Annotated in this window: 16 protein-coding genes; 11 read left to right on the top strand and 5 right to left on the bottom strand. The window is 62.4% G+C overall.

Features of this window, described 5'->3' with window-relative positions:
* Window positions 1-196 precede the first annotated feature (196 nt).
* Window positions 197-667: a YbhB/YbcL family Raf kinase inhibitor-like protein gene (locus ACA064_RS16230; protein ID WP_497669021.1), complete on the top strand. Its 471-nt coding sequence runs from the start codon at window positions 197-199 to the stop codon at window positions 665-667.
* A gap of 205 nt (window positions 668-872) precedes the next feature.
* Here the strand turns inward: ACA064_RS16230 and ACA064_RS16225 are convergent, their stop codons facing one another.
* From ACA064_RS16225 to ACA064_RS16210, 4 genes are all read right to left on the bottom strand, one after another.
* Window positions 873-2438, bottom strand: a complete 1566-nt coding sequence (locus ACA064_RS16225) for an amino acid permease (RefSeq protein ID WP_497669020.1) — start codon at window positions 2436-2438, stop codon at window positions 873-875.
* A 194-nt stretch (window positions 2439-2632) separates the two neighbouring features.
* Window positions 2633-3793, bottom strand: coding sequence for an iron-containing alcohol dehydrogenase (locus tag ACA064_RS16220; protein ID WP_497669019.1), 1161 nt, complete (start codon window positions 3791-3793; stop codon window positions 2633-2635).
* 3 nt (window positions 3794-3796) lie between these two features.
* Window positions 3797-5188 (bottom strand): aldehyde dehydrogenase family protein, encoded by a 1392-nt coding sequence (locus ACA064_RS16215; RefSeq protein ID WP_497669018.1) that lies wholly within the window; start codon window positions 5186-5188, stop codon window positions 3797-3799.
* Window positions 5189-5195: 7 nt separating this feature from the next.
* Window positions 5196-6569 (bottom strand): glutamine synthetase family protein, encoded by a 1374-nt coding sequence (locus tag ACA064_RS16210; protein ID WP_497669017.1) that lies wholly within the window; start codon window positions 6567-6569, stop codon window positions 5196-5198.
* A gap of 324 nt (window positions 6570-6893) precedes the next feature.
* On the opposite strand from ACA064_RS16210, the gene ACA064_RS16205 reads away from it, so the two are divergent.
* Entirely contained in the window at window positions 6894-7211 is a 318-nt protein-coding gene (locus tag ACA064_RS16205) for a Rieske (2Fe-2S) protein (protein WP_497669016.1), read from the top strand.
* A gap of 6 nt (window positions 7212-7217) precedes the next feature.
* Here ACA064_RS16205 and ACA064_RS16200 read toward each other — a convergent pair whose 3' ends face one another.
* Window positions 7218-7412, bottom strand: coding sequence for a hypothetical protein (locus ACA064_RS16200; protein ID WP_497669015.1), 195 nt, complete (start codon window positions 7410-7412; stop codon window positions 7218-7220).
* A 139-nt stretch (window positions 7413-7551) separates the two neighbouring features.
* Between ACA064_RS16200 and sufB the strand changes: the two genes are divergently transcribed.
* From sufB to ACA064_RS16155, 9 genes are read left to right on the top strand one after another with little or no spacing between them, the layout of a single operon-like run.
* Complete coding sequence (sufB, locus tag ACA064_RS16195) at window positions 7552-9000, top strand: Fe-S cluster assembly protein SufB (protein ID WP_497669014.1); 1449 nt, start codon at window positions 7552-7554, stop codon at window positions 8998-9000.
* Window positions 9001-9015: 15 nt separating this feature from the next.
* Window positions 9016-9780: a Fe-S cluster assembly ATPase SufC gene (gene sufC, locus ACA064_RS16190; RefSeq protein WP_497669013.1), complete on the top strand. Its 765-nt coding sequence runs from the start codon at window positions 9016-9018 to the stop codon at window positions 9778-9780.
* A complete protein-coding gene (gene sufD / locus ACA064_RS16185) occupies window positions 9777-11096 on the top strand; it encodes a Fe-S cluster assembly protein SufD (protein ID WP_497669012.1) in 1320 nt (439 codons plus the stop codon). Before sufC ends, sufD begins: the two co-directional genes overlap by 4 nt.
* On the top strand, window positions 11093-12370 hold the full coding sequence (locus ACA064_RS16180; protein ID WP_497669011.1) for a SufS family cysteine desulfurase: 1278 nt from the start codon (window positions 11093-11095) through the stop codon (window positions 12368-12370). The genes sufD and ACA064_RS16180 overlap by 4 nt, the downstream gene beginning before the upstream one ends.
* Window positions 12367-12840 (top strand): Fe-S cluster assembly sulfur transfer protein SufU, encoded by a 474-nt coding sequence (sufU, locus tag ACA064_RS16175; RefSeq protein WP_497669010.1) that lies wholly within the window; start codon window positions 12367-12369, stop codon window positions 12838-12840. The genes ACA064_RS16180 and sufU overlap by 4 nt, the downstream gene beginning before the upstream one ends.
* A gap of 3 nt (window positions 12841-12843) precedes the next feature.
* Entirely contained in the window at window positions 12844-13686 is an 843-nt protein-coding gene (sufT, locus tag ACA064_RS16170; RefSeq protein WP_497669009.1) for a putative Fe-S cluster assembly protein SufT, read from the top strand.
* Window positions 13687-13710: 24 nt separating this feature from the next.
* Window positions 13711-15702 carry a thioredoxin domain-containing protein gene (locus ACA064_RS16165; RefSeq protein ID WP_497669008.1) on the top strand — a complete coding sequence of 664 codons (1992 nt, stop codon included), beginning with the start codon at window positions 13711-13713 and terminating at the stop codon, window positions 15700-15702.
* A gap of 42 nt (window positions 15703-15744) precedes the next feature.
* The gene (locus ACA064_RS16160) at window positions 15745-16083 is read left to right on the top strand and encodes a carboxymuconolactone decarboxylase family protein (protein WP_497669007.1); all 339 of its coding nucleotides are present in this window, start codon (window positions 15745-15747) and stop codon (window positions 16081-16083) included.
* A gap of 36 nt (window positions 16084-16119) precedes the next feature.
* The gene (locus tag ACA064_RS16155; protein WP_497669006.1) at window positions 16120-16575 is read left to right on the top strand and encodes a hypothetical protein; all 456 of its coding nucleotides are present in this window, start codon (window positions 16120-16122) and stop codon (window positions 16573-16575) included.
* Window positions 16576-16639: the final 64 nt, after the last annotated feature.

Here is a 16639-nt window from a genome sequence, read left to right as displayed (position 1 = left end):
CTGTGGCGAGGGGAGTTAAGCGGGCACCCAAGGAGCGAGCTTGCTCGCGATGATGGACGTTAACGATAACGCGTGTTTTCTGAATAAACGCGCCGGCCTTGAGTCCATCGCGAGCAAGCTCGCTCCTACAATTGATACCTAAAACCAGGCAATGCGCTTCATCAGTTGGACCACATTCCAAACAGAGGTAACGGCCATGCCATTCGTGCTCGAATCTCCCGCTTTTCCTGCCCAGGGTCCGATACCGTTGCTCTACAGCTGTGAGGGCAAGGATGTTTCTCCGCCCTTGACCTGGAGTGGTGTACCGTCAGGCACCCAGAGTCTGGCACTGATCATGGACGACCCGGACGCGCCAGATCCCGCGGCCCCCAGGATGACCTGGGTCCATTGGCTGCTCTATAACTTGCCCGCCGGGACAACCGGATTGCCTGAAGACCTGCACGCGCTGCCGCCCGGCACGCTACAGGGGCTCAACGACTGGCAGCGAGTCGGCTATGGTGGACCTTGTCCGCCTATTGGCACCCATCGATATTTTCACAAGCTCTACGCGCTGGACACGGTCTTGCCGGACCTGAAGCTGCCCACCAAGGCCCAACTGGAAAGCGCCATGCACGGTCATGTATTGGCACAGGCGGAGCTGATAGGTACCTACCTTAAAACCCGGTGAGGGTTGAGCGTCGAGCACATTCCCTGTGGCGAGGGAGCTTGCTCCCGCTGGGGCGCGAAGCGGCCCTAAAACCTGCAAGTTGGTTCTGTCAGGCACACCGCATGTGCAAGCTTTACGACCGCTTCGCGGCCGAGCGGGAGCAAGCTCCCTCGCCACAAAATGTCATCAGACTGAAGAATCGCGTTAACCGACCGTTTCGTGACGATCAGCTTCCCGCCTGTTTATTCAACGCCTCTTCCGCCGCTGCGATTTCTGCCTGGCGCTTGATGATCATCTCGCCCATGGGTGGGCCCTGGAAGCGCCGGGCCTCAAAGGCGAACCAGACGATGGCGGTCAACACCAGAAAACCGATGGTGATGTACAGCGCCCAATCGTTCGGCGGCTGGATGCCGATGATGAAGATCAGCACCATGGAGAGGATCGAGAGGATGGCGAAGAATGAGTACAACCAGCGCCCCATGTTCCAAGGTCCCATGGTCGGCCACTTCGGGGTGCCATAGGTGAACAGGCCCAGCACGATGGGAATGATGAAAGAGAAGAACAGGAAGATCACCGTGCAGGAAACCACAATGGTGTACACCGGGGTTTCGCCGATCGATATCACGGAAGATCCCCAGACGAACAGCACTGCGAGCGTGGCGCCGGTCCAGATTGCTGCCACCGGGCTGCGATGCTTGGGTGAGACCTTGGCCAGTGCTGTCGAGCAGGGCAGGCCGCCGTCACGGGAGAACGCGAAAATCATCCGTGAGACCGAGGTCACGGTCGCCAACCCGCAGAGAAACTGCGAGATGAAAATCGCCAGGTACAGCGCCATCTTGACGGTTGGATTAACCTGCGTGTCCATCGCCCAGAAGAACACATTCCAGCCATGGGTTGCCGCCTCATCCATGCTTGGCAGCATCAACACAAACGAGCTGAGCATGAGCCAGCCAAACAGCAGCGACCAGACCACCGACATGACCATCCCGACCGGTACCGATATAGCCGCATTCCGGGTCTCCTCCGAGGTATGCGCGGAGGCGTCATAGCCGGTGATGGTGTAGATCGGCAAGAGCAGGCCAAGCATGAAAATCCAGCCATTGGAAACTTCTGGCCAGACGTTGCCACCGGTCTCGCCGGAATAGTTGCCGAAGGTCACCAACCGGATGAACTCATAGCTGGGTGCTGCGATCAGGCAAACGATGGTCAAGGCGATTGCCGTGGCGAAGATCAGATAGCCCGAGAAGTCAGTGAGCTTCGCGGTCAGGCCGATGCCGAAGTGGTTACATAAGGCCTGGATGCCGGTCAGGATGGCCAGAAAAATGACCCGTGTGGTGGTGTTGTCTTCCATTCCCAGAGCCGGTCCGAAGGCTCCGAAAAAGAAGTAATAGGTACCGACGTTTATTGCGCCGAGCACCGTCACCAGCCCCAGCAGATTGAACCAGGCCGTCAGCCAGCCGGTGAAGCGGTTACCGAGAATCGAGCCCCAGTGATAGAGCCCGCCAGCGGTGGGGTAGGCCGAAGAAATCTGCGCCATGGCCATGGCGAAAACCCCGGAGATCAGGCAGCCCAGTGGCCAGCCGATGCCGATCGCCGCGCCGCCCGCGCCCGAAGTGCCCTGTGCCAGTGAGTTGATGCCACCGGAAAGGATGCAGATGATCGAAAAGGAAATCGCAAAGTTGGAGAAAACCCCCATTCGTCGCGAGAGTTGCTGGGCATAACCCATGCTGTGCAACACCTTGACGTCATCGTCTTGCGGCGCGCTGGTGCCCGGTTGGCTTGCTGGACTCATGATGTGTGCCCTTTGTCAGGTTTTGATACGGGCCGAACTGATCGGCAGCTATCGTAAAACGAGGTAGGAGCCGCCGTAGGCTGCGACCTTGGTTTTTTGTAGGAGCTGAGCTTGCTCGCGATGGACTCAAGGGCGACGCGTTTATTCAGAAAACACGCGTTATCGTTAACGTCCATCGCGAGCAAGCTCCGCTCCTACAGACGCCCGTGGTAAGCCGCTGCGAAAATTTTTGCCACGCCATCCCGGGTCAATGGCAGCGGGTTGCCGCTGGCGGAGGGGTCGACAATCGCCATGTCCGCGATCAGCTCGGCCTGCCCGTCATCCACCCCCAGCTCAACCAATGTATGCGGCACGCCGATGTCCTTGCGCAGCTTGAGGACGAAGGCCAGGAAGCTGTCGAAGCCCGGGGAGGGCAGACGCAAATAGGCCGCCAGGCGAGTGATGCGTTCTTCGATGGCCGAGCGATTGAACTGCAGCACATAGGGCATGAAGGTGGCATTGGTCATGCCGTGATGGGTGTCGTACAGGGCGCCCACCGGATGCGAGAGCGCGTGCATCCCGCCCAGACCTTTCTGGAAGGCGGTGGCACCCATCGCGGCAGCCGCGAGCATTTGCGCGCGCGCCTCGAGGTCGGAGGGCATGTGTACCGCCCGTACCAGGGCATTGGCGACCAGGCGCATGCCTTCCACCGCGATACCGTCCGCCAGGGGATGAAAACCGGGGGCGCAGTACGCTTCCAGGCAATGGGAAAATGCATCCATGCCGGTGCCGGCGGTGACTTTTGCCGGCATGCCGACGGTGAGGGCCGGGTCACTGATGACCACCCGCGGCATCATCTTCGGGTGGAAGATGATGCGTTTGGTGTGGGTACGCTCATCGATGATCACCGCCGCACGGCCCACCTCGGAACCCGTCCCCGCGGTGGTCGGCACCGCGATGACCGGGGCGATGCGGGTTTCGTCGGCGCGAGTCCAGTAGTCGCCGATGTCTTCGAAATCCCAGACCGGTCGAGTCTGGCCGCTCATAAAGGCGATGAGCTTGCCCATATCCAGGCCGCTGCCACCGCCGAAGGCGACCACCCCGTCGTGTTTGCCTGCGCGCCAGGCGTCGAGCCCACCCGCCAGGTTGGCTTCGACCGGATTCGGCTTGAGGTCGCAAAACAGCGCTACGCCAAGGCCGGCGGCGCGCAAGGTGTCCAGCGCCGCCGTGGTGATCGGGACGCGTGCCAGGCCACTGTCGGTGACCAGCAACGGTCGCTGGATACCCTGGCTGCGACAGACCTCGGCCAGCTCGGCGATGCGGCCGACCCCGAAACGGATGCTCGTGGGGTAGTTCCAGTTTCCAGTCAGACTCATGTTCTACACCTCGTGGCGCAGATGGAAGGATTTGGCTCGGGTCAGATGCTCGTAGCCAAGGCGCGACAGGGTTACGCCGCGCCCGCTGTTCTTCACTCCGGTCCAGGCCAGGGCCGGGTCCAGATAGTCGCAGCGGTTCATGAAAACCGTGCCGGTGTCGATTTGGTTGCCCAGGTGTTCGGCGGCGGCGAGGTCTTGGGTCCAAATGGACGCGCTGAGCCCGAACTCACTGTCGTTCATCAAGGCGATGGCTTCGTCGTCGCTGGCCACCGGCATGATGCCGACCACTGGACCAAAGCTTTCCTCGCGCATGACTGACATTTGATGGGTAACGTCGACTAACACCTGCGGCGCGAGGTAGGCGCTGCCCGGCGCGTCTGCGGGAAAGGCCTTCGGATCGATCAGTGCCCTGGCGCCCTTGGACAGTGCGTCGGCGATCTGAACCCGAACGAATTCAGCAGCGCTCGGTGTGACCAGCGGGCCGAGGGTGGTGGCTTCGTCCAGTGGATTACCGAGCACGTATTGGCCCGTCAAGGAAACGAAGCGCTCGACAAAGGCCGGGTAGATTTTTTGATCGACATAGATGCGCTCGACGGCACAACAGCTCTGCCCGGAGTTGAAGAAGCTGCCGTCCACCAGATTTTCCACCGTGTGTTCGAGGTTCGCGTCTGCCCGTACATAGGCCGGGTCTTTGCCGCCGAGCTCCAGGCCCACACCGAGGAAACCTCCGACGGCCGCGTGTTCCATGGTCTTGCCGGCTTCGACCGAGCCGGTGAAGTTCACCTGCTGCACGCGTCCAGAGGCAATGGTCGCCCCGGTATAGACATGATTGAGCAGCAGGTTATGGAACAGCCCTTCAGGCAGATGGGCGCGGCGAAAGGCCTCGGCGAAGCGCTCGCCGACCAGCAGCGTTTGCGAAGCATGTTTGAGGATGACGCTGTTGCCGGCCATCAGCGCCGGAATGATCGTATTCACTGCCGTCAGGTAGGGGTAATTCCAGGGAGCGATGACCAATACCGTACCCAGCGGCTCGCGTTTGATACAGCGCCGAAAACCCGCGATAGGCGTGGGTTCAAGCGCTGCCAGCGCTTCAGGCGCAATGGCGATCATATGGCGGGCACGCTCTTCAAACCCGCGCAGTTCGCCAGCGCCAAAGCGCACCGGGCGGCCCATCTGCCAGGCCAGTTCCGGCACGATTTCAGCCTTCATGGCAAGCATCGCGTCCACCGCGGCGCTACAGAAGGCGGCGCGTTCGCTCAGTGGCCGGCGTTTCCATTGTGCCTGGGCAGCTTCGGCAGCCGCCAGCGCCTGGTCGATCTGTGCAGCATCGGCGCAGCGGCGTTCGGCGTAGACCCGGCCATCGACCGGTGAGATGAGTTGAATCATCGAAGTCATGCTGTTCTCAATAGCGCTCGAAACCGCGCTGCAGTTCCCAGTCGGTAATCCGCCGGTCGTACTCTTTCTGCTCCCATTCGGCGGTGTGCACGTAGTGGTCGATCACTTCATCACCGAACGCCTCGCGCAACATGCTCGAGGCCCGGAGCGCGGCGCAGGCGTCGCGCAGAGTCTTCGACACTTCCGGCAAGTGTTCATCGAGGTAGGCATCGCCCTCGAAGGGCGGCGCGAGGTTGAGCTTCTCGTCGATACCGGCCAGGCCCGCGGCGATCAAGGCGGCGAAGGCCAGATAAGGGTTGAGGTCGGCGCCGCCGATGCGGCATTCGATGCGGATGGCTTTGCTGCCTTCCGCGCACAAACGAAAGCCGGCGGTGCGATTGTCCCGACTCCATACCGCCCGGGTCGGCGCAAAGGTTCCGGCCTGGAAACGCTTGTAGGAATTGATATAGGGCGCGAGAAAACAGGTGATGTCGTTGGCGTATTTGAGCTGCCCGGCCACCCAGGCGCGCATCAGCTTCGACATGCCAAACTCGGCCTTGGGATCGAAGAACAGCGGCTTTTTGCCATTTTTGTCCCACAGCGAATTGTGCACATGACTGCTGGAGCCGGCGGCGTCATAGCGCCACTTGGCCATGAAGGTGATCGCCTTGCCCTGCAGTTGCGCGATCTCCTTGCAGGCGTGCTTGATGATGACGTGGTGGTCGGCCATGGTCAGCGCATCGGCATAGCGGATGTTGATCTCTTCCTGGCCCGGGCCCCATTCACCCTTGGAGTTCTCCACGGGAATGCCGGATGCCTGCAGATGCTTGCGAATCGCCCGCAGCACCGGCTCCTCGCGGGTGGTCTGGAGGATGTTGTAATCCTCGATGTAGTGGCCGGCGGTCTTCGGCTTGTGGTAATTGCGCTCGTGGATGGCCTGATAACTCTCGTCAAACAGATAGAACTCCAGCTCCGAGGCGAACATGCCGGTGTAACCGCGCTCGCGCAGGCGCTCGATCTGCTTTTTCAGGATCGCCCGTGGGCTGTGGGGCAGGTCGCGTCTGTGGTGGTGATCGAGCACGTCGCAGAGCACCAGCGCCGTGCACGTAAGCCAAGGCACGCGCCGCAGCGTGGCCATGTCGGGTTTCAGCACAAAGTCGCCATAACCTTTGCTCCAGCTGGCAGCGGCGTAACCCGGCACCGGTTCCATGTCGATGTCGTCGGCCAGCAAGTAATTGCAGCAGTGGGTTTCTTCATGGCCGCTGTCGATGAAAAACTCGACCTGGAATCGCTTGCCGACCAGTCGTCCCTGCATATCGACCATGCACACCAGCACCGTATCGATCTCGCCGGAGGCAGCGGCGCGCTTGAGTTGTTCGAAAGTCAGGAGGGGCTCGGTCATCACGTCAGTCCTGCGTGAAATGTTTGGGCCTGTTTGAATTTTCGGATATACGCAGATCCTGTACGCCTGCAGCCGCTAATGGCCGGATGTACGCAATACCTGTAGGAGCTGGCGTAGCCTGCGATTTTTCGATCTTCCCGCAGATCAGCGGTGAGCCCGGAAAGATCGCAGCCTGCGGCAGCTCCTACACCGCCCGCATACCACGGAATCTGAGCTACCCCTAGCTTAGACTACTGCTGCTATGCGCAAGTCTCGGCGAGCGAAACCTGGGTGCTATATTGAAATTCAAGAGCGGGCTGCCGGTTGCATCCCGGGAGTGGCACCATGAGTGAATTCGTCAAGGTCGCCTGCGTGGGCGATATCCAACCGGGTACCGGCAAGACGGTGAACCTGGGGGGAACGCCTGTCGCGCTGTTCAATGTCGATGGCCAGTATTTCGCCATTCATAACACCTGCCCGCACGAGGACGGTCCTCTGGGAGAAGGCACGCTGTGTGGCAGCGTCGTGACCTGTCCCTTTCATGCCTACGAGTTCGATGTGATCAGTGGCGAATGCCTCACGGAATCGGCCTATCACGTCGAGCGGTTCGAGGTTCGGGTGGACGGTAATGACATTCTGCTGCGGGAGGCGGGGGATGCTTGATGCGCGCTAGGCGGCCTGACAGCCGGCCTGTTTTCTGGCGTACGCGATGCCCTTGTAGGAGCTGCCGCAGGCTGCGATCTTTTGATCTTGATTCTCGGCAATCTGCAGAACCGCCAAAAGATCGCAGGCTGCGCCAGCTCCTACGCCGACCGTGATTGGCAGAAAGATCTGCACAATGCCGGCAATCACCGTGTTCGGCATAGATCTGCCGAATACACACTATCCCCGTAGGAGCTGCCACAGGCTGCGATCTTGACGATCTCGCACGCGCCGCGAGATAAAGGGATGGAGTATAGTTAAAAAAGTCGAATCGTCCTGCCAGCAGCAGGAGGAGTCAGCGATGAGTACTGACAATGCCAGGATCCGCGAACTCAGCGGCCAGGCGTACAAATACGGTTTCGTCTCCGATCTCGAGAGCGACACGGCACCGCGCGGACTCAACGAAGACGTCATCCGCCTGATCTCGATGAAGAAGAATGAGCCGCAGTGGCTGCTCGACTGGCGCTTGAAGGCCTATCGCCACTGGCTGACGATGCGCGAGCCCAGCTGGCAGAATGTCCACTACGAGCCCATCGACTACCAGAACATCATCTATTACTCGGCGCCCAAGCCGAAAACGCCAGGGCCCAATAGCCTGGACGAGGTCGATCCCGAGCTGCGGGAGATGTTTGGCAAGCTCGGCATCTCGCTTGCCGAACAGGAGCGCCTGACGGGCGTCGCGGTGGATGCCGTGGTCGATTCGGTCTCGGTGGCGACCACCTTCAAGCACAAGCTGGCCGAGGTCGGAGTGATCTTCTGCTCCTTCTCCGAAGCCGTGCAGAACCATCCGGAGCTGGTACGCAAATACCTGGGATCGGTGGTTCCCTACAGCGACAACTTCTTCGCCACGCTGAATTCGGCGGTGTTTTCCGACGGTTCCTTCTGCTATATACCCAAGGGTGTGCACTGCCCAATGGAGCTGTCGACCTACTTTCGCATCAACGCCGCCGATACCGGCCAGTTCGAGCGCACGTTGATCGTCGCAGAGGAGGGCGCCTACGTCAGCTACCTGGAGGGCTGCACCGCGCCGATGCGCGACAATAACCAGTTGCACGCGGCGGTGGTCGAACTGGTCGCGCTGGATAACGCGCGGATCAAGTACGCCACGGTGCAGAACTGGTACCCGGGCGATGCGCAGGGGCGCGGCGGCATCTTCAACTTCGTTACCAAGCGCGGCAAATGCGCAGGCGCGCACTCGAAGATCTCCTGGACTCAGGTCGAGACCGGGTCCGCCATCACCTGGAAGTATCCGGGGGTAATTCTCCAGGGCGACTATTCGGTCGGCGAGTTCTATTCGGTGGCCCTGACGGCCAACCACCAGCAGGCGGACACCGGCACCAAGATGATCCACATCGGCCGGCACACCCGCAGCACTATCCTGTCCAAGGGAATCAGCGCCGGCCATGGGCAGAACACCTACCGCGGCCTGGTGAAGATCCAGAAGGGCGCGACCGGTGCGCGCAACCATACGCAGTGTGACTCCCTGCTGCTGGGCAGCCAGTGTGGCGCCCACACCTTCCCCTATGTCGAGGTGAAGAACCCGAGTGCCCAGGTCGAGCACGAGGCCTCCACCTCGAAGATCAGCGATGAGCAGCTGTTCTACTGCCGCCAGCGCGGCATCAGCGCAGAGGACGCGGTGCCGATGATCGTCAACGGCTTCTGCCGCGAGGTGCTCAAGGAACTGCCGATGGAGTTCGCGGTGGAAGCCCAGAAACTCCTGGGCGTGAGCCTGGAGGGCTGCGTGGGCTGAGGCCCGGGGTGGAGCATGCTCGAGATCAATGATCTGCACGCCAGCGTCGAAGGCCGTGAAATCCTGCGGGGCATCACGCTGCGGGTCGCCGCCGGCGAGGTGCATGCGATCATGGGGCCGAACGGCTCCGGCAAAAGCACCCTGGCCCAGGTGCTGGCGGGACTCGACACCTATGAGGTCAGCGGCGAGGTGCTCTACGAAGGCCGGGATCTGCTCGGCATGCCGGCGCAAGAGCGGGCGGTCGCCGGTATCTTCCTCGCATTTCAGTACCCGGTGGAGATCCCCGGCGTCGGCAACCTCTATTTTCTGCGTACGGCCCTCAACGCCGTGCGCAAGCAGCGCGGGCTCGAGGAGCTCGACGCGCTGGATTTTCTCGCGCTGGCCAAGGAGCGCATGGCGCTGGTTGAAATGGACCAGAGTTTCATGAACCGCTCGGTCAATGTCGACTTTTCCGGTGGCGAGAAGAAGCGCAACGAAATTTTCCAGATGGCGATTCTCGAACCCAAACTGGCGATCCTCGACGAGACCGACTCGGGCCTCGACATCGACGCGCTGCGGATAGTCGCGGCGGGCGTCAACGCGCTGCGAAACAAGGATCGTGCGCTACTGATCATCACCCACTACCAGCGACTGCTCGACTACATAGTCCCCGATCGCGTGCACGTCATGGCCAACGGCCGGATCGTCCAGTCCGGCGGCAAGGAGCTGGCCGTCGAGCTCGAGAAGCATGGCTATGGGAGCTACGAACAGGCGCCGCCCGTGGCCGGAGCTACACCATGAATACGCAGGCCCGCGTAGCGTTTCTCGCGCAGCTTGAGCCCAGGGCCAACGACCGGGAACCTGCCTGGCTGCGGGAATTGCGCAGCGCAGCGTTCCAGTGGGTGGCCGAGCACGGCTTTCCTACGGCCAAGGACGAGGCCTGGAAGTACACACGGGTCGCGCCCATCCTGGAAACCCCTTTCCAGCCAGCCAGGCCGGGCGCGAGCCGGGGCCTGTCCGACGCCAGCATCGAGCGGCTCATCGGCAACTACGGCGGCCCGCGACTGGTATTCGTCAACGGCTATTTCGCTGCTGAGTTTTCGGTGCTTGCGGCGCTCCCCCCAGATTCCCGGGTGACCCATTTCGCGACGCTGCTGCGTGCCGACAGCGGGACGCTCGAAGCGCCGTTCTCCCATGCATTCCGCACGCAGCCGCAGGCGTTCACCGCGCTCAATGCGGCCCTCGCCGAGGACGGAGCCCTGGTGCAGATACCCGCTCACACGACGGTCGAAGAGCCGATCCATCTGGTGTTCCTCTCGGTCCCGGGCGCCACGCCACTGATAACCCATCCACGGGCATTGGTGCGGGTGGGCGCAGGGAGCCGCGCGACCCTGGTGGAAAGCCACCTTGGCGGCGAAGGCGAGGTCTACCTCAGCAATGCCGTCAGCGAGGTGGTACTCGACGCAGGTGCTGCGCTCGAGCATTATACACTACAGAACGAGAGCTCGGCAGCGTTCCATATCGCGCTGCTCAGCGTACGCCAGGCCCAGGGCAGCCACTTTGCCGCGCATTCCTGGGTACTGGGCGCGGCGCTGGCGCGGCAGGAGGTGCGGGTCGCGCTCGAGGGGCCCGGCGCCGAGGTTGCCCTGAACGGCCTGTACCTGCCACGGGACAAGCAGCATCTGGACAACCAGACCACTATCGAGCACCTGGCACCGCGCTGCACCAGCCGCGAACTCTATAAAGGCGTGATCGATGGTCGCGGGCATGGGATCTTCGACGGGCGAATCATCGTGCACCCGGGGGCGATGAAGACCGATGCCAGTCAGACCAACAAGAATCTCTTGTTGTCGGAGGTGGCCCAGGTCAACACCCAGCCACGGCTGGAAATTTTTGCCGATGACGTCAAGTGTGCCCACGGTGCCGCCGTCGGCCAACTGGATGAGCAGGCGCTTTTCTACCTGCGCTCGCGGGGAATTTCCCTGGCGGCGGCGCGGTCGATGCTGACCTTTGCGTTTGTCAGCGAGATGCTCGAACTGATTGACCTGGAGCCGCTGCGGGCCCATGTGGAGCAACTGGTCAGCGCGCAGTTGCGCAGCCTCGAGGTGTCGCCATGAGTGATATCGAAAGCAGCCTTCATGCGCTACCGAAACAGCTCGACCCTGGGTCAGGCTACGACGTCGAGCGGGTGCGCCAGATGTTTCCGATCCTCTCCCAGCAGATCTATGGCAAGCCGCTGGTTTACCTCGACAGCGCTGCCACCAGCCAAAAGCCGCTGGCGGTGATAGAAGCGATGTCGCACTTCTTTTTGCAGGAGAACGCCAACGTGCACCGTGGCGTGCACTACCTCTCGGTGCGCGCTACCGAGGAGTACGAGAAGGCTCGGGCCAAGGTCCAGGGCTTCCTCAATGCCGAACTCGTCGAAGAGATCGTCTTCGTCCGCGGCACCACCGAAGCGGTCAATCTGGTGGCGCAAACCTATGGCAAGGCGCAGCTCCACGCGGGTGACGAGGTGCTGATCAGCGCCATGGAGCACCATTCGAACATCGTGCCCTGGCAGATGCTTTGCGAGCAAACCGGTGCCCGGTTGCGGGTGGCCCCCATCGATGACAATGGCGAGCTGCTGCTCGATGAGTTGGAACGGCTGATCGGGCCCAGGACCCGGCTGGTGGCCGTGACCCATGTCTCGAATGTGCTCGGCACCATCAACCCGATCCGGCGCATTGTCGAACTCGCCCATGCCCGGGGCGTACGGGTGCTGGTCGACGGAGCCCAGGCGGCCCCCCACCTCGAGAAGGTCGATGTGCGCGCACTGGGCTGCGATTTCTACGCGCTGTCGGGCCACAAGATGTACGGTCCCACCGGTATCGGCGTGCTCTATGGCCGCCACGAGCTGCTCGAAGCCATGCCGCCTTACCAGGGCGGCGGCGACATGATCCTCTCGGTCAGCTTCGAGAAGACTATTTATAACAAACCGCCGTACCGGTTCGAGGCGGGCACGCCGAACATGGCCGGGGCGATTGGCCTCGGCGCCGCGATCGAGTTCATCCGCGCCCTGGGGCCGCAGGCGATCGCCGCCCACGAGCAAAGCGTGCTGGCCTACGCGACGAAGGCACTGACGGCGGTGCCCGGCCTGAAGTTGATCGGCACCGCGGCTGAGAAAGTCGGGGTCCTCTCATTCATCCTCGACGGCATCCATCCCCACGATATCGGTACCATCCTCGACCGCGAGGGGATCGCCATACGCACCGGGCACCACTGCGCACAGCCCCTGATGAAGCGCTTCGGTGTAGCCGCCACTGCCCGCGCCTCGCTCGGCTGCTACAGCACCGAGCAGGATATCGATGCGCTGGTGGCCGGCCTGGCCAAGGTCCAGGAGGTGTTCCGATGAGCGGCGACGAACTGCGCGACCTCTATCAGGATGTGATCATCGACCACGGCAAGCGCCCGCGCAATTTCCGCAAACTCGAGGACGCTACCGGCACGGCGGAGGGCTTCAATCCGCTGTGCGGCGATCAGCTGAGGATTTATATCAAGGTCGCGGATGGCGTGATCGAGGACATCGGCTTCCAGGGGGTCGGCTGCGCCATCTCCCAAGCCTCGGCATCCTTGATGACCCTGGCGGTCAAGGGGCAGACGCCGGAGGAGGCGCTGGCACTCTTTGTCCGCGTGCATACGCTGCTCACCGAAGGCCCAAACGCCAGGGTGACGCCCGGAGAGCTCGGCAAACTCGCGGTGCTTTCCGGGGTATGGGAGTTTCCGGTGCGGGTCAAGTGCGCCACCCTGGCCTGGCACACCCTGCGCAGCGCCCTCGACGGCAGCGCCCTCGAAGGAAGTGGCCGGCAGGTTACGACGGAGTAAGCCATGACAGCCGATCCAGCCATCCCCAACATCCGCCTCAGCGACTCGGCGCAGCAAATCCTCGGTGCCGCCCTGGCGGATGGCAGCGCGGACTCGGTGCGACTCAGGATCGACGAGGGCTTCGCCCATGAGTTTCTGTTCGAGCCCGGCGTCGAGGGCGATATCGTCGTCGAAACCGACTACGGCATCAGGCTGCTGCTCGATCCCGCCAGCGCAGGGCGAGCCGATGGCCTGTCGATCGACTTTGCGTATGAACTGCAGGGCGCCGGCTTTCGTTTCGACAACCCGAACCAGCCTGGCCATCCCCAACCGATCGAGCTCACGCGGGACTGCGCGGCGACCCTGATTCCCCATGGCGACCGGCTGCAGCTTATGCGCGGCGAGCGCGTGCTGGTGACCCAGGCACTTGGTGGCAGCATCACGGTGCAGATCGCCGGCGGCCGGCTGGCACGGATCGCCGCCGAGGACGCCGATGCCCTGGGGCTGAAGGCTCGCCAGTCTCAGCCCCAGCCCCAGCCGGCGCTCAGCGGCGCCTTCGACATCCAGCAGGTGCTGGACATGCTGCGCACCGTCTACGACCCGGAGATTCCGGTCAATGTGGTCGATCTCGGGCTGATCTACCAATGCCAAGCTTCGCCGCTCGCCGACGGCAGCCAGCGCGTCGAGATCAAGATGTCCATGACCGCGCCCGGTTGCGGGATGGGGGACCTATTGAAGGAGGATGCGCGCGTCAGGGTCCAGAGCATTCCCGGAGTCAGCCAGGTCGAGGTGGAAATCGTCTGGGAGCCGCCCTGGGATCAAAGCCGCATGTCCGATGCCGCCCGTCTGCAACTTGGCCTATTGTGAGGAGCCCATTGTGAGGAGCCAGCCATGAGCAATCGACTCGCCAAAGAAACTTCGCCCTATCTGCGCCAGCACGCAGAGAACCCCGTCGATTGGTATCCCTGGGGCGAGGAGGCGTTCCAGCGTGCGCTCGACGAGAACAAACCCATCCATCTGTCGCTGGGTTACGCCGCCTGCCACTGGTGCCACGTGATGGCCCACGAGTCGTTCGAGGATCCAGAGGTTGCGCGGCTGATGAACGAGCACTTCATCAATATCAAAGTCGATCGCCAGGAGCGGCCTGACCTTGACGACATTTACCAAAAAATCGTCCAGATGCTGGGGCAGGGCGGCGGTTGGCCATTGACGGTGTTCCTCACGCCACAGCGCGAGGCGTTCTTCGGCGGCACCTACTTCCCGCCGCAGGAGAGCTATGGTCGGCCTGGATTCAGCCAGCTCCTGCTCGGGGTGAGCGAGGCCTGGCAAACTAACCGCGAAGCGCTGCGGCAGAACGTCGAACAGTTCCTCCAGGGATATCGCGCCATGGACACGCAAATGCTCGAGGGCGACACGCCATTGGATCCAGACCAGCCGGCCGCCGCCGCCCGGTTGTTTGCCAGGAACACCGACCCGGTGCACGGTGGCCTGGGCAACGCACCGAAGTTTCCCAACGTGGCCTGCCATGATCTGGTCCTGCGTGTCTATCAGCGCCTGCGCGAGCCGGACTTGCTGCACTCCCTGGAGCTGACCCTGGATCAGATGGCCGCCGGTGGGCTCTACGATCACCTGGGCGGCGGTTTCGCCCGCTACTGCGTGGATGAGCGCTGGGCCGTACCGCATTTCGAAAAGATGCTCTACGACAACGGCCAGTTGGTGAAACTCTATGCCGACGCCTATCGCGCAACCGGCAAGCCTGCCTGGCGACGGGTGTTCGAGGAGACGATCGAGTACTGCTTACGTGACATGACGCACCCGGAGGGCGGTTTCTACGCCAGCGAGGACGCCGACAGCGAGGGTGAAGAAGGCAAGTTCTATGTGTGGACACCCGCGCAGATGCAGGCCGTCCTCGGCGAGCCGGACGCCGAACTGGCCTGTCGGGCCTACGGTGTAAGCGCCAGCGGCAACTTCGAGCATGGCAGCACTGTGCTGCATTGCGCAGCCGCACTGGACCCGGAGCAACAAGTGCAACTGGCGGGCCTGCGCGACAAGTTGTTGGCAGCGCGGGCCCGACGCGTTCGTCCGGGATGTGACGAGAACATCCTTACTAGCTGGAACGCATTGATGATCCAGGGTCTCTGCGCCGCCTATCAGGCGACCGGCACCACGACCCACCTGGACGCCGCGCGGCGCGCCGCCGATTTCATTCTGGACCATCTCTCGACTCCCGAGGGTGGCTTGTACCGGGCCTGGCGGGAGGGCACGGCAAAGGTTCCAGGCTTTCTCGAGGACTACGCCTTCCTCGCCAACGCCTTACTCGATCTCTACGAGTGCGACTTCGAGCAGCGTTATCTCGAACGCGCCACCCAGCTGGTCGAGCAGATTATCGAGAAATTCTGGGAAGACGGTGGACTCTATTTCACCCCCAGCGATGGCGAGCCGCTGGTGCACCGGCCACGGGCGCCCCAGGACAATGCCTGGCCGTCGGGCACCTCGACCAGCGTGTTCGCATTCCTGCGACTCTTTGAGCTGACCGGCCGTGAGCTGTACCGCGAGCGTGCCGAGCAGGTGTTTGCCATGTACCGCGCCGCCGCCGCGCAGAATCCGTTCGGCTTCGCCCATCTGCTGGCAGCGCAGGACTTTGTCCAGCATGGCCCGATCAGCATCGTCATCGCAGGCATTCGTGCCACCGCCAGCGCCTTGGTGGCGCGTCTGCAGCGGCGCTACCTGCCGGCCCGTGTCCTGGCTTTTGCCGAGGATGTGCCCATCGGCGTTGGCCAGCAGACGCTCGCCGAACAAACCTGCGCCTATGTTTGCCGCAACCGCACCTGCCAAGGCCCTGTAACCAGCGCCGCGCAGCTCGTAGAGCGCTGCCTGGAGTGAAGGGCGAGAACTGAATCACACCTGCAACTCGAGGAGACAAAGATGGGAAGCAAGAGCGCGCGCATCACCTACCAACGTATCAAACAACAACACCCGGATTACTTTGTCGCTGTGGATGCCCTGGGTGCCGCGGTGCGCCATGCGGGCCCGCTGGACGAGCAAGTCGTCCAGCTGATCCAGCTCGGCGCCGCGGCGGCTATCCGCTCCGAGGGCGCGGTGCACAGTCACACCCGACGGGCGCTGGAAGCAGGCGCCAGCACAGAGCAGATCCATCACGCGCTGATCTCACTGACCAGCACCATTGGTTTCCCGACCGTCATTGCGGCCATTAGCTGGGCGGACGATGTGATAGAAAGGGGAAACAAGTCTGACCTTGAATAAATACGAGACTGGCGCTGGGCCTTGTCGGAGGTTTTCATGAATAGGTTATCGTCCATAAGTCTGTGCCTCACCTTGTCGCTTGCCTGCTCCCAGGGCTGGGCGGAAACGGTTGTGCCCATGAAGGGCCAGACTTCGCAGCAAATCCAGCTGGACATCACCGACTGTCAAGCCGTGGCTGCCAGCCAGAGCTCCGCGACCGCGCCGCCTCCTTCCGGGGGCAGGCTTCGTGGCGCTGCCGTTGGCGCCGCTGCCGGGGCGGCTGGGGCGCAGGTCCGAGGACGTCAGCATGACGAGTTTTATGATCGTGTCGATGACGACGTGAAGCAGGACTATCGCCAGAATCGCGCCCGGGAAACCGCAGCGGCTGGAGCCGTGGTGGGTGGTGCGCGCCAGCGTCAGGAACGCCGGGAGCAGCGCAACACCAGTGCGACGACCAGTGCCACGGCTTATACCAGTTGCCTGCAGGGGCGGGGGTATCAGGTTAACCCTTGAGCCTGCGGTCTGAGGTGAAATGGGGCGGGGATTCGACAGCCTTTATGTCGAACTCCTGTTTCAG

This window comes from Pseudomonas sp. LBUM1658, assembly GCF_059716055.1.
The sequence above is the reverse complement of the archived record's forward strand: the minus strand, read 5'-3'. Positions and strand labels throughout refer to the sequence as shown.

Coding starts and splice junctions, on each gene's coding strand:
- ACA064_RS16200 (WP_497669015.1), bottom strand. CDS start 7,412: ATGCCGAACACGGTGATTGCCGGCATTGTGCAGATCTTTCTGCCAATC.
- ACA064_RS16165 (WP_497669008.1), top strand. CDS start 13,711: ATGAGCAATCGACTCGCCAAAGAAACTTCGCCCTATCTGCGCCAGCAC.
- ACA064_RS16230 (WP_497669021.1), top strand. CDS start 197: ATGCCATTCGTGCTCGAATCTCCCGCTTTTCCTGCCCAGGGTCCGATA.
- ACA064_RS16155 (WP_497669006.1), top strand. CDS start 16,120: ATGAATAGGTTATCGTCCATAAGTCTGTGCCTCACCTTGTCGCTTGCC.
- ACA064_RS16160 (WP_497669007.1), top strand. CDS start 15,745: ATGGGAAGCAAGAGCGCGCGCATCACCTACCAACGTATCAAACAACAA.
- sufD (WP_497669012.1), top strand. CDS start 9,777: ATGAATACGCAGGCCCGCGTAGCGTTTCTCGCGCAGCTTGAGCCCAGG.
- ACA064_RS16210 (WP_497669017.1), bottom strand. CDS start 6,569: ATGACCGAGCCCCTCCTGACTTTCGAACAACTCAAGCGCGCCGCTGCC.
- sufC (WP_497669013.1), top strand. CDS start 9,016: ATGCTCGAGATCAATGATCTGCACGCCAGCGTCGAAGGCCGTGAAATC.
- ACA064_RS16215 (WP_497669018.1), bottom strand. CDS start 5,188: ATGACTTCGATGATTCAACTCATCTCACCGGTCGATGGCCGGGTCTAC.
- ACA064_RS16180 (WP_497669011.1), top strand. CDS start 11,093: ATGAGTGATATCGAAAGCAGCCTTCATGCGCTACCGAAACAGCTCGAC.
- sufU (WP_497669010.1), top strand. CDS start 12,367: ATGAGCGGCGACGAACTGCGCGACCTCTATCAGGATGTGATCATCGAC.
- sufB (WP_497669014.1), top strand. CDS start 7,552: ATGAGTACTGACAATGCCAGGATCCGCGAACTCAGCGGCCAGGCGTAC.
- ACA064_RS16225 (WP_497669020.1), bottom strand. CDS start 2,438: ATGAGTCCAGCAAGCCAACCGGGCACCAGCGCGCCGCAAGACGATGAC.
- sufT (WP_497669009.1), top strand. CDS start 12,844: ATGACAGCCGATCCAGCCATCCCCAACATCCGCCTCAGCGACTCGGCG.
- ACA064_RS16220 (WP_497669019.1), bottom strand. CDS start 3,793: ATGAGTCTGACTGGAAACTGGAACTACCCCACGAGCATCCGTTTCGGG.
- ACA064_RS16205 (WP_497669016.1), top strand. CDS start 6,894: ATGAGTGAATTCGTCAAGGTCGCCTGCGTGGGCGATATCCAACCGGGT.